Annotated in this window: 12 protein-coding genes; 6 read left to right on the top strand and 6 right to left on the bottom strand. The window is 73.6% G+C overall.

The window, feature by feature from the left end:
• Positions 1-24 precede the first annotated feature (24 nt).
• Together ACBJ59_RS05545 and ACBJ59_RS05540 are read left to right on the top strand one after the other, a co-directional pair.
• A complete protein-coding gene (locus tag ACBJ59_RS05545; RefSeq protein ID WP_375109090.1) occupies positions 25-393 on the top strand; it encodes an Mth938-like domain-containing protein in 369 nt (122 codons plus the stop codon).
• A gap of 51 nt (positions 394-444) precedes the next feature.
• Complete coding sequence (locus ACBJ59_RS05540; protein WP_375109089.1) at positions 445-1323, top strand: LysR family transcriptional regulator; 879 nt, start codon at positions 445-447, stop codon at positions 1321-1323.
• A gap of 32 nt (positions 1324-1355) precedes the next feature.
• Here ACBJ59_RS05540 and ACBJ59_RS05535 read toward each other — a convergent pair whose 3' ends face one another.
• Both ACBJ59_RS05535 and ACBJ59_RS05530 read right to left on the bottom strand, forming a co-directional pair.
• On the bottom strand, positions 1356-1883 hold the full coding sequence (locus tag ACBJ59_RS05535; RefSeq protein WP_375109088.1) for a GNAT family N-acetyltransferase: 528 nt from the start codon (positions 1881-1883) through the stop codon (positions 1356-1358).
• On the bottom strand, positions 1883-2308 hold the full coding sequence (locus ACBJ59_RS05530) for a nuclear transport factor 2 family protein (protein WP_375109087.1): 426 nt from the start codon (positions 2306-2308) through the stop codon (positions 1883-1885). The genes ACBJ59_RS05535 and ACBJ59_RS05530 overlap by 1 nt, the downstream gene beginning before the upstream one ends.
• Before the next feature lie 85 nt (positions 2309-2393).
• Here ACBJ59_RS05530 and ACBJ59_RS05525 point away from each other — a divergent pair, with 85 nt between their 5' ends.
• Entirely contained in the window at positions 2394-2948 is a 555-nt protein-coding gene (locus ACBJ59_RS05525; RefSeq protein WP_375109086.1) for a TetR/AcrR family transcriptional regulator, read from the top strand.
• Positions 2949-2977: 29 nt separating this feature from the next.
• Here ACBJ59_RS05525 and ACBJ59_RS05520 read toward each other — a convergent pair whose 3' ends face one another.
• Together ACBJ59_RS05520 and ACBJ59_RS05515 are read right to left on the bottom strand one after the other, a co-directional pair.
• Entirely contained in the window at positions 2978-3997 is a 1020-nt protein-coding gene (locus ACBJ59_RS05520) for a hypothetical protein (protein WP_375109085.1), read from the bottom strand.
• Positions 3998-4085: 88 nt separating this feature from the next.
• Positions 4086-7007 carry a bifunctional [glutamine synthetase] adenylyltransferase/[glutamine synthetase]-adenylyl-L-tyrosine phosphorylase gene (locus ACBJ59_RS05515; RefSeq protein ID WP_375109084.1) on the bottom strand — a complete coding sequence of 974 codons (2922 nt, stop codon included), beginning with the start codon at positions 7005-7007 and terminating at the stop codon, positions 4086-4088.
• Between the two features lie 116 nt (positions 7008-7123).
• Between ACBJ59_RS05515 and ACBJ59_RS05510 the strand changes: the two genes are divergently transcribed.
• Complete coding sequence (locus tag ACBJ59_RS05510; protein WP_375109083.1) at positions 7124-7786, top strand: HXXEE domain-containing protein; 663 nt, start codon at positions 7124-7126, stop codon at positions 7784-7786.
• Here ACBJ59_RS05510 and ACBJ59_RS05505 read toward each other — a convergent pair.
• A complete protein-coding gene (locus ACBJ59_RS05505; RefSeq protein ID WP_375109082.1) occupies positions 7761-8447 on the bottom strand; it encodes a type 1 glutamine amidotransferase in 687 nt (228 codons plus the stop codon). The genes ACBJ59_RS05510 and ACBJ59_RS05505 overlap by 26 nt on opposite strands.
• A 54-nt stretch (positions 8448-8501) precedes the next feature.
• Between ACBJ59_RS05505 and ACBJ59_RS05500 the strand changes: the two genes are divergently transcribed.
• Complete coding sequence (locus tag ACBJ59_RS05500; RefSeq protein ID WP_375109081.1) at positions 8502-9362, top strand: alpha/beta fold hydrolase; 861 nt, start codon at positions 8502-8504, stop codon at positions 9360-9362.
• 57 nt (positions 9363-9419) lie between these two features.
• Here the strand turns inward: ACBJ59_RS05500 and ACBJ59_RS05495 are convergent, their stop codons facing one another.
• Positions 9420-10133 (bottom strand): PaaI family thioesterase, encoded by a 714-nt coding sequence (locus tag ACBJ59_RS05495; protein WP_375109080.1) that lies wholly within the window; start codon positions 10131-10133, stop codon positions 9420-9422.
• A gap of 381 nt (positions 10134-10514) precedes the next feature.
• Between ACBJ59_RS05495 and ACBJ59_RS05490 the strand changes: the two genes are divergently transcribed.
• Positions 10515-11240 carry a potassium channel family protein gene (locus tag ACBJ59_RS05490; RefSeq protein ID WP_375109079.1) on the top strand — a complete coding sequence of 242 codons (726 nt, stop codon included), beginning with the start codon at positions 10515-10517 and terminating at the stop codon, positions 11238-11240.
• The last annotated feature ends 91 nt before the right edge of the window (positions 11241-11331 follow it).

The following is an 11331-nucleotide window of genomic DNA, read 5'->3' as shown; positions in this document are numbered from 1 at the left end:
CGCGTCGCGACGTAGTCTCGCGCCATGGAGCATGAATCCCCGCTGATCACGCACGTCTCCTGGGGCCGGATGGTGGTCGAGGGCCTCGGCGAGGGCAAGGACTTCAAGCTCTACCCGGGCGGCGGGCGGCCCTGGGACTGGAACGAGACCGGCACCAGGCACAGGCCCGGCATCCAGCCCGCGGACGTGCGGGAGCTGCTCGACCACGGCAGCCAGGCGATCGTCCTGTCCCGGGGCATGGAGCTGGTCCTGGAGACGTGCCCCGAGACGCTGGAGCTGCTGAAGGGGAAGGGCGTGGAGGTGTACGTGGAGGAGACGACCGCCGCCGTCCAGCGGTACAACTCGCTCGCCGGGACCGTCCCGGTCGGCGGTCTGTTCCACTCCACCTGCTGACCGGGGGCACGCGCGGACGGCGCATCGTGGCGGAACCGTATGCTGGCGGGCGTGGAGCTGCGTCATGTGCGGGTGTTCGTGGCGGTCGCGCGGGCCGGGACCGTGGTGGGGGCCGCCAACGCCCTCGGGCTCGCCCCGGCGTCGGTCTCCGAGCAGGTGCGGCGGCTGGAAAGCGGTCTCGGGGTCGCGCTGTTCGAGCGGACCCCTCAGGGGATGGTGCTGACCGGCCACGGGCGCGCGCTGCTGGAGCGGGCGCAGGGGCTGCTGGACCACGCGGAGGACGTACGCAGGGCCGTCACCGGGCAGCGGCGGCGGGTCACGGTCGGCGCCCTCGAGACGCTGGCCGCCACCCGGCTGCCGGGCGTGGTGCGCCGCCTGGCGGAGCGCCGGCCCGACCTGGACGTGGACGTGCGCACGCTGGGCAGGAAGGAGCTGCTGGCCGAGGTCGCCGGCGGCGGGCTGGACGCGGCGCTGCTGCTCGACTCCGGGATGCGGGTCGGCACGCTCGGCTTCGCGGCCCCGCCGGGGCTGGACTTCCTCGACGTGGGCGAGGTCGCGCTGCGGCTGGTCGCGGCCCCCGGCGTCGCCGCCCCCGGCATGGGCCCGCGCCGGAACGGGAGGCCTGGAGCCGATGCCGGCACGCTGCTGGTGTCGCCGCCGGAGTGCTCGATCCGGATGGCGGTGGAGCGGATGTTCGGGGCAGAGGTGCCGCGGCGGGAGCTGACCAGCATCGCGACCGCCCGGGAGTGGGCCAGGCAGGGGCTCGGGAGGTCGCTGCTGCCGGACTTCGCGGTGGACGGCGACCTGGCGTCTGGGACGCTGGTGGCGCTCGACGACGGCTCCCCCGCGCCGACGCTGGCCCTCCGCCTGGTCTGGCTGCGCGGACGGGAGCCCGGCCTGCGCGATGTCCTGTACGCGATGAGCGCCTGACCCGGGAACCCCTTCCGGCGCTTGAGGCGGGCTTACGGGCGCTTGAGGCGGTAGACCACATGGCGCAGGATCGGGCTGTCGCGCGCCACCCACGGATGGTCGAAGTCCTCGGCCGCGTCGTGCGTCATCCCGAGCCGCTCCATCACCGCCCGGGACCGCGTGTTGCCGACGGCCGTCATGGAGATGATCTCGTCGAGGCCCGCCTCCTCGAACCCGTGGGTGAGGGCCCGCCGGGCCGCCTCCGTCGCGTACCCCTGGCCCCAGGCCGAGCGCGCCAGCCGCCACCCGATCTCCACCGCGGGCAGGAACGGCGCGTCGAACGTCTGCAGCACCAGCCCCGTGAACCCGATGAACCGGCCGCTCGCCCGCTCCTCCAGCGCCCACAGCCCGTAGCCGAACACCCCGAAGTCCCGCTCGATCCGGTCCACCATGGCGTCGCTCTGCCCGCGGGTGAGCCGGTTGGGGAAGTGGCGCATCACCTCCGGATCGGCGTTCAGCTCGGCGAAGGGGGCCCGGTCGGTGTCGCGCCACCGGCGCATGATCAGCCGCTCTGTCTCCATCAGGCCCACGATAGTGCGGCGACGAGATCGGGGAGGCGGCCGGTAGCGGCGGCCAGGGCAAGCGGGTCCTGGTATTCCCGCCAGTGCGCGATCTGGCCGCCGCGGACCCTGAGCACGCCGGCGAACGGGGCTGACACGCGCTGCCCGGTGCCGGGGAGGGTGGCGCCCAGCTCGTACTCGACAATGATCACGTCGGGGTCGGCGGTGTCGTGGACGACCAGTCCGTGCATCTCCAGCCGGAACGGCAGCGCGGCCCGCCCGGCGCGGGCGTACTCGAGGAACGCCTGCCGCCCCTCGAAGCGGCGCGGCGCGCCGGGCGGCGCGAACGGCGTCTCCACGACGACGTCCTCCGCCCACAGCTCCTCCGCCACCGGGTCGCCGGTCAGCTCCTGTCGCAGCCGGCCGAACACCTCGCGTGCGCTCATCGCTGACTCCCTTCTAAGATGAGTCTCCACTCACGATTGGAAACATAATGAGTCGCCACTCATCTTGTCAACGGGAGCCTCGCCGATGACCCAGCTGCGCGCCGACGCCCGGCGCAACCGCGAGCGCATCCTGGCCGCCGCCGAGGCCGTCTTCGCCGAGCGGGGCGCCTCCGCCTCGACGGAGGAGGTCGCCGCGCGGGCGGGGGTGGCGATCGGGACCGTGTTCCGGCACTTCCCCACCAAGAACGACCTGCTCGGCGCGATCGTCAAGGCGCTGCTCCACCGGCTGACCGAGGAGGCCGAGAGACAGGCCGGGGCGGGCGCCCCGGAAACGGCGCTGTTCTCCTTCTTCACGCACGTGGTGGAGGAGGCGGCGGCCCGCAGGACCGTGGCCGCGCTGCTGTCGGGCGGCGGGGTGGACGTACGCGTGGACAAGCCGCTATCGCAGCTCGAGGAGCCGGTCGGCACGCTGCTGCGCCGCGCCCAGGAGGCCGGCGCGGTCCGCGCGGACGTGCGGCCGGACGAGGTGATGGCCCTGCTCGCCGCCGCCTCCCAGGCCGCCCTGCTCGGCGGCTGGACCCCGGACCTGCGGGACCGCACGCTGCGGATCGTCTTCGAGGGGCTCGGAGCACGCGGCTGAGGAACGCCTTCGTACGCGGGCCGCCCGGGTCAGCGCCTCGGCCTGATCCCGGTGATGCGCCGGAACACGTCCCACCAGAACGGCGCCCCGAACAGCAGCGCCACGTACGTCAGCAGGAAGCCCGGCCAGTGGCTCGGCGTGCTGATCCGATACCACCACGTGCCGCCGTTCCAGTGGACGCTCGGGTCGCCCTGCTCCGGGATCGACACGCTGACCAGCGCCTGGTCCATCATCTTGACCAGGGCGGGCTGGCTGAGCACCTCCGTGACGCACGGCACCGGATCGCCGCCGGTGCAGCGCGCCTTGAGCTCGTCGTACGCGTCCGGCCCCGCCCCCGCCACGGCCGTCACCGAGGCGCGGAAGGCGTTGTCGCGCAGCAGCGTCTTGGCGTACTCCAGCCCGTCCATGGTGAACAGCAGCGTCACCCCGAGGCCGAGCACGGCGACGACCCACTTGACGTAGCGCCTGTAGAGCATGGACAGCCGCTGCATCTCCCCGTCGAACCAGGTCTCCACGCCCTGCCGGAACCGGTCGAGGTCGCGCTGCGCGGTCTCCCACACGCCCTTGAGGTGGCCGTACAGCGGGCTGTCGATCTTCTGCAGCTTGGCCAGGAACTGCTCGACGTCGCCGCCCTGCGCCGCCGCCAGCTCCATCACCGCCATCGCGAACCGCGCCGGCGGGATGTTCGCGATGCTCGTCTTTCCCCTCTTGGCGTGGTCGATCTCCCGGACCCGCTCGTAGAGCAGTTTGATCATGGAGTCGCCGGACTGCGTCTCGGGCTCCGGCATCCTGCCGGGCTCGGAGGGCGCGGGCAGGTCGTTGTGCCGGGGACGGGGGTCGCGCAGGAACGGCAGCACCCGGAACACGTCGAGCACCCCGGCCGGCAACCAGGAGCCGGTCTTCTTGTCGGCGCCGTCCATGGTGTCCCTGAGATAGGCCCACAGGAACTTGCTGCGGATGGCCAGCACGCGTACGAAAGCCTCGTTGAGCCCGCTCACCAGCAGCGACAGCAGCAGGAACGCCACCACCAGGCCGAGGGCCAGATCCACATAAACGGATAACACCGCGCATTGATACACCCACGGCGTGTGGCAGCGCAATGACGCACAGATCAGGCCCCTTGATCAGAGCCGTTGATCAGGCGCCGTAGAAGACGCGGTCCACCACCTTCCGGGCCCGGCGCGTCACCCGCCGGTAGTCGTCGAGGAAGTCCTCGGAGCCGTCCGGCGGGTAGCCGAGCGTCTGGGCGATCAGCTTGCGCTCGCCCGAGTCGCGCGGCACGTTGTCGCCCGGCCGCCCCTTCACCAGCATGAGCGCGTCCCGGATGCGCGAGGCGAAGCGCCACGCCTCGGCCAGCACCGCCTCGTCGGCCGGGGCGAGCAGCCCCTCGGCCACGGCCGCGCGCAGCGCGTCCAGCGTGCGGGTGGTGCGCAGGGACGGCAGCGTGCCGGCGAAGCGGAGCTGCAGGAGCTGCGCCACCCATTCCACGTCGGACAGCCCGCCCGGGCCGAGCTTGGTGTGCAGGGCGGGGTCGGCGCCGCGCGGCAGCCGTTCGGCCTCCATGCGGGCCTTGATCCGCCTGATCTCCCTGACCGCTTCGTCGCGCAGCCCGCCCGCCGGGTAGCGCAGCTCGTCGACCATGGACGTGAACTCCGCCCCCAGCGCCGCGTCCCCGGCCGAGAACCTGGCCCGCAGCAGCGCCTGGGCCTCCCACGGCGACGACCAGCGAGAGTAGTAGGCGCGGTAGGAGGCCAGCGTGCGCACCAGGGGCCCCTGGCGGCCTTCGGGCCGCAGGTCGGGGTCGATGATCAGGGGCGGGTCGGGGGCGGGCAGGGACAGCAGCCGGCGCAGCTCGTTGGCCACGGCGAAGGCCGCGTCGGTGGCCTCGCGCTCCGCCACCCCGGGCAGGGGCGAGTGGACGAACACGACGTCGGCGTCGCTGGCGTAGGAGCACTCCATGCCGCCGAGCCGGCCCATGGCGATGACCGCGAAGGAGGTGGTGCCGGCGGCCCTGCTGAGCGCGGCGTCGAGGGCCGCCTGCAGCGTCACGTCCGTGAGCTGCGACAGCGCGCTCCCGACGCCCTCGATGTCGATGAGCCCGGACAGGTCGGCCACCGCCGTGCGGAACAGCTCCTTGCGCCGCAGCGCCCGCACCGCCGCGACGGCGGTCTCGGGATCGCCGGCGTGCCGGGACACCGCGGCGGACGCCTCGCCGAGCAGCGACTCCGGGGAGCGTACGGCCAGCTCGGCGTCGGAGCCCAGCATGGCGACCGCGTCGGGGGCGTGCATGAGCAGGCCGGTGGCGTAGCGGCTGGTGCCCAGCACGCGGGCCATCCTGGCGGCCACGGCGGTCTCGTCGCGCAGCAGCCGCAGGTACCACGGCGTGCTGCCCAGCTTGTCGCTGACCTGCCGGAACCCGAGCAGCGCCGCGTCCGGGTCGGGCGTGTCGGCGAACCAGCCGAGCATCACCGGCAGCAGCGTGCGCTGGATGGCGGCCCGCCTGGACACCCCGGTGGCGAGGTTGGCGATGTGGCGGAGCGCGCCGGTGGGGTCGACGTAGCCGAGCGCTTCGAGCCGGTGGGCCGCGGCCGTGGTCGACAGCCGCGCCTCCGACTCGGGCAGCCGGGCCACGGCCTGCAGCAGCGGCCGGTAGAACAGCTTCTCGTGCAGCCGCCGCGCCTCCATCGCGTGCCGCCGCCACCGGGCCGTGAACTCCCCCACCGGGTCGGCCTGCATGCCCAGCGCCCGGCCCAGCCTGCGCAGGTCGGCCTCGTCGGTGGGCACGATGTGGGTGCGCCGCATCCGGTGCAGCTGCAGCAGGTGCTCGACCTGCCGCAGGAACGAGTACGCCTCCGCCAGCCCCCGCGAGTCGTCGCGCCCCACGTAGCCGCCCCGCGACAGCGCGGCCAGCGCCGGGAGCGTGGCCCGGCGGCGCAGCAGCGGATCGAGCCGGCCGTGCACGAGCTGCAGCAGTTGCACCGCGAACTCGATGTCGCGCAGCCCGCCGGGCCCCAGCTTGAGCTGCCGCTCGCCCTCGGCGCGCACGTGCGCCTCGACCCGGCGGCGCATGGCCTGCACGTCCTCGACGAAGTCGGGGCGGGTGGCCGCCGTCCAGACCATCTCGTTGACGGCCTCGACGTACGCGGCTCCCAGCTCCAGGTCGCCCGCCACGGGCCTGGCCTTGAGCAGCGCCTGGAACTCCCACGTCTTGGCCCAGCGCCGGTAGTAGGTGAGGTGGCTGGCCAGCGTACGCACCAGCGGCCCGGACCGGCCCTCGGGCCGCAGCCCGGCGTCCACCTCCCACAGCGAGCCCTCGGGGGTGGTGGCGGTGCAGGCCCGCATCATGGCCTGGGCCAGCCGGGTGGCCGCGCGCAGCGCCTTGGCCTCGTCGGCGCCCTCCCGCGGCTCGGCCACGAAGATCACGTCGACGTCGCTGATGTAGTTGAGCTCCCTGGCGCCGCACTTGCCCATGCCGATGACCGCGAGGCGGACCTCCTCGGCCTCGACCTCGGTGCGGGCGACGGCGAGCGCGGCCTCCAGCGCGGCGCCGGCCAGGTCGGACAGCTCGGCCGTGACCTCCTGCAGGGTGGCCTGGCCGGTGAGGTCGCGGGCGGCGAGGTGGGTCAGGCGGCCCCGGTAGGCCACGCGCAGCGCCACCAGGGCGTCGGGGGCCGTGGCGAGCGGCTCGCTCTCGTCCGGCTCGGCGCCGACGGCGCGCAGCAGCTCGGCCCTGGCCCCGCCGAGGCGCGGCTGGGCCAGGAGCGCGACCTGGCCGGGGTGGCGTACGAGGTGCTCGCCGAGGGCGGCGCTGACGCCCAGCACGGCCAGCAGCCCGCTCCTCAGGTGCTCGTCGGCGCGCAGGGCGTCGAGCACGGCGGGCTCGCGCTCGATCAGCCGGGTGAGGGAGGCCAGTGCCTGGTCGGGATCGGCCACGTCCACCAGTGATTCCAGGACGTCGTCGAGGTCGGCCTCCGACTGGCGGACGAGCTGGGCGGCCCGGGCGCCGTCGGCGAAGCCGAGCTTGGCGAGCCGCGCGGCGGTGGATTCGATCCTGGGCACCCCTCCATCTTGACAGCTCTCGCCCGCTTCGCCGTAGCATGAAACGCAACGTTGCGTTGCATTTTGCGGAGTGCTGTCCGGGGGTTCTTCGGGACGCACCTGCCGGGAGGGTGGGGATGATGGCGCGCACGCGTGGGGTGGCGGCGGCGTTGGCGGTTGTGCGCGGGGCGGTGAACTCCCGTCGAGCAGCGGGCTCCAGCGCGGTGGCGGGCGCGGGCGGGACGGCGGGGCCCGGGCGGGTGCCGACCGCCGTGGCGTGGGGGTTGCTGGGGGCGTGGGCGGTGCATGACGCCGAGGAGCTGGTGACCATGGCACGGTGGACCCGGGCGGCCCGGCCCCGGCTGGCGGAGCGCTTCCCGGGTGTGCCGTGGGAGCGGCTGGAGGTGTCGCAGGCGCACGTGAACGTGGCCATCGGGCTGATGGGCGGGGTCGTCGCGGTGGCGGCCGCGGCGGGGGCGCGTACGGGCGGGCGCAGTCCGGTGTTCCAGGCGGCGCTGGCCGGGTTCGGGGCGCACGGCGTGGTGCATCTGGCGCAGGCGGCGCTGGTGCGCGGCTACACGCCGGGCGTGGTGACCGCGCCCGTCGTGGTGATCCCGTACGCGGTGTGGGCGTGGCGGCGGCTGCGGCGGGCGGGGGTGCCGGTGCACACCGGGCGTTCAGGGCCGGTGGCGCTCCCCCTGGTCCTGGCGGGCGTGCACGCACTGGCACACGCCCTCGTCAGGAGGCGCCCGACCACGTCACCGCACGCCCTCGTCAGGAGGCGCGGGCAACGCTCCTGACCACGTCGGCGAACGCCTCCGCCACCGGGCGCCAGGTCGCGACCAGATCCCGTTCGGCGGCCTTGACCTCGGCGTTGAGCTCCTCGGCCGCGTCGAGGTCCGAGTCCGCCGTCCACGAGGCGAAGATCTCCGGCGTGGCCTCGGGGTGGAACTGCACCGCCCAGGCGGCCTCGCCGAGCCGGTAGGCCTGGTTGGCGTACTGGGAGCCGGTCATCAGCGGCACGGCGCCCTCGGGCAGACGCGTCATGGCGTCCTGGTGGTACTGGACGGCCACGGCCCGCCCGACGCCCGACAGCAGCCGGTCGGTGGCGGCGGCGGGCAGCGCGGTCACCTCGCGGGCGCCCACCTCCAGGCCGTTCGCGCCGCGCTCCACCGTGCCGCCGCAGGCCATGGTGAGCAGCTGCGCCCCCAGGCAGACGGCCAGCGTGGGGGTGGCGTCATCGACGGCCCGGCGCAGCAGGTCGCGGGTGGCGGGCTGCCAGGGGCTGCGCTCGTCCTCCCACGCGGCCGCCGCCCCACCCAGCACGATCAGCCCGTCCGCGGCCCGTACGGGGATCTCCTCCCCCACGTACGGCCGCACGACCTCGCAGGTCAGCCCGAGCCAGCCGGCGAGGTAGCCGAGCCCGGCCTCGGCCTCATGTTCGATGACGGTAATGCGCATATACGCAATTATCAGGCCTGTTCCCCACATTTCGGATACACCTAAGCTCCCTCCATGGATGTCGAATTCGATGAGGTCGGCGGGCAGCGGATCGTCACGTTCGGGACCGGGCCGCGCAAGATCATCGCAGTGCACGGGATCACGGCCTCGCTGATGGCCTGGGGCGCGGTGGGGCGGCGGCTGCCGGAGGGATGGTCGCTGGTCGCGATGGACCTGCGCGGGCGCGGGCACAGCGCGTCCCTGCCCGGTCCGTACGGGCTGCCGCGGCACGCCGAGGACGTGCTGCGCGTGGCCGAGCACGTCGGGGCGGGGCCGGACGCGGTGCTGACCGGGCACTCGATGGGCGCGTACGTGGCGGCTCTGGTGGGCGCGCGGCGCGGCTTCGCCCGGGTCGTGCTGGTGGACGGCGGGCTCCCGCTGCCCCCGCTGCCCGAGGGCATGGACGCGGACGCGGCGACGGAGGCCACGCTGGGGCCGGCGCTGGCGCGGTTGCGACAGACGTACCCCTCGGCCGAGGCCTACGTCGAGTTCTTCCAGGCCCATCCGGCCTTCGCCGGCCGCTGGAACGCCGACGTGGAGGCGTACGTGCGCTACGACCTGACCGGCCCCGAGGGCGCGCTGCGGTCGCGGGCCGTCGGGGAGGCGGTGCTGGAGGACGGGCGGTGGCTGCGCCTGGAATCGGCGCGGATCGCGGCCGCGCTGGAGGCGATCACCTCGCCGCTGCTCCTGCTCAGGGCGCCGCGCGGGCTGCTCGACCAGGAGACCGGCCTGCTGCCCGACGACCTGGCCCGGCCCTGGGCCGCCCGGCTGCCCGGGCTGCGGGACGAGGTGGTGCCGGACTGCAACCACTACACGATCCTGTTCGACGAGCGCTGCGTGGCCACCGTGGTGGACCGCCTCACCTCACCGGGCTGACCGGCGGGCGGAAAGACGAAGGCCCCCGAGGGTCTCGGGGGCCTCGCGTGACCGGTTCTAGCGTGGAGCGATCCAGGTGGCGCGGGCGGCGGCCACGAGCGTGCCGTCCGCCTCGTAGATGGCGCTCTGGCCGTACATCTTGCGGCCGTCGCGGCCGGTCGGGCGGGCCACCACGGAGTAGCGTCCGCCGGGGACGACGGTGCCGTGGATCTGCACGGCCAGCCGGCCGAGCAGGGCGCTCTCGCCCGGGCCGAAGTGGGCCCAGCCGGTGATGCAGTCGAGCACCGCGCCCACGATCGAGGCGGGCACGCCGTCCTCGCCGGCCACGGTGAACGGCACCCGCCAGCCCGCGGCCACGAGGTCCGTGCCCTCCACCGGGCCCGGGAAGATGCGCAGGCCGTCACCGGGCTCGCGCAGGCCGCACGCGAAGCACTCGGCGAACGGGTGGGCCTTCAGGCCGGCGAACCCGGCCTCGGCGCGGGCCGCGTCGTTGAACGGCACGAACCCCGGCCCCTCCAGGTCCTCGGCCACCGGGATGGCCTCGACCAGCAGCCGGTCGCCGTGGAAGAGGGACACGGAGTTGGCCACGTGCTCCAGCCGCAGCTCGGTCTCCAGAGGCGAAGGGGCGTGCAGCGTGACCTCGACGGCTGATCGACCACCGTTCAGAGCCTCCGCCATGGTCCCTGCGATCCAGCCGCCGTTGGCGACACCCACGGGCCCCCGGAAACGCTCGGGAACGGTCAACACGGTCTGCAGGGCAGCCGTCGTCATGCCACACCCTCCTATATCGCCACACAAGGCGAGAAGTCCGGAAATATCATAAAGAGAAGGCCGATTTTACTGGACTCCCGGTTTACCAAGATGCTGGGGGTCCTGTGGCGGCCACTCCGTACCACTCCACAACGCCTCGAAGGTGCCCGGAACTTCCCCACCCCGGGTACGACGACGCTACGCATCGGACATCGCACGGATGTGACTCGGGGGTCAGAAGCAACGAAAATCGGCCTCACTCCGAACCGCTCCGGGAGTGAGGCCGATCAAGGCGCTGCCTGTACCTTAACGGGGTTCTCCCGCTCCTCGCGACCAATCGCCTGATTCCGAACGTGACGGGGGGCACTCCGGACGTCGGGGCCCGTGCCGCACACTGTCCGCATGGACCGGCTGACCTCCTGGGAGCGGCGCACCAGCCTCGCGCTCCTCCTCATCGGCTGTGGCTTCTTACTCGGCTGGGCAGTCCCGGTGCTCGTCCCCGGCCTGTCCGCCCCCGCCCGCGAAGCGTTCTGGTACCTCCAGGTCGTCACGTGGGCCCTGTTCACCGCCGACTACCTCATCCGCGTCGCCCTGGCCCCGCGCCGCCTGCGCTTCGTCATCAGGAACATCCCCGCCCTCCTGGTCGTGCTCCTCCCGCTCCTGCGCCCGCTCTGGCTGCTGCGGGCGCTGCTCCTGCTGCACGTCATCGCCGAGCGCGTGCAGCTCCCGCTGCGCCTGCGCGCCGTGGTGTACGTCAGCGGCACCGCCCTCTTCCTCTCCGTCGTCGGCAGCATCGCCGTCCTCGACGTGGAACGCGGCAATCCGGACGGGAACATCAAGACGATCGGCGACGCCATGTGGTGGTCGCTCACCACGATGACGACGGTCGGGTACGGCGACCGCTTCCCCGTCACCTCGGAGGGGCGGCTGGTGGCCGCGGGGCTGATGCTCGCCGGGATCGCCCTGCTGGGCGTCATCACGGCGGCCATCGCCTCCTGGTTCGTCGAGCGGTTCGAGCGAACGGCGGCCCTGGAGCGCCGTACGGAGGCCGAGCTGTCCGAGATCGTCGCCGAGCTCGCCGCGCTGCGCAAGGCCGTGGGAGAGCTGACGGCACGGCTGGCCCCCTGAGCGGCCGGCCCCTCAGGGATGCGCTTTCCGTCCGGGGGTGCGCATCTTGGCCCGGCCTCGGAGAGGCTGGTAAGAGCGCGGCCTATGCTTG

Source organism: Nonomuraea sp. MTCD27 (genome assembly GCF_041950495.1).
In the GTDB taxonomy this organism is placed as follows: domain Bacteria; phylum Actinomycetota; class Actinomycetes; order Streptosporangiales; family Streptosporangiaceae; genus Nonomuraea.
Note: the sequence above shows the minus strand (reverse complement) of the source record. Positions and strands in the feature narration are given on the sequence as shown.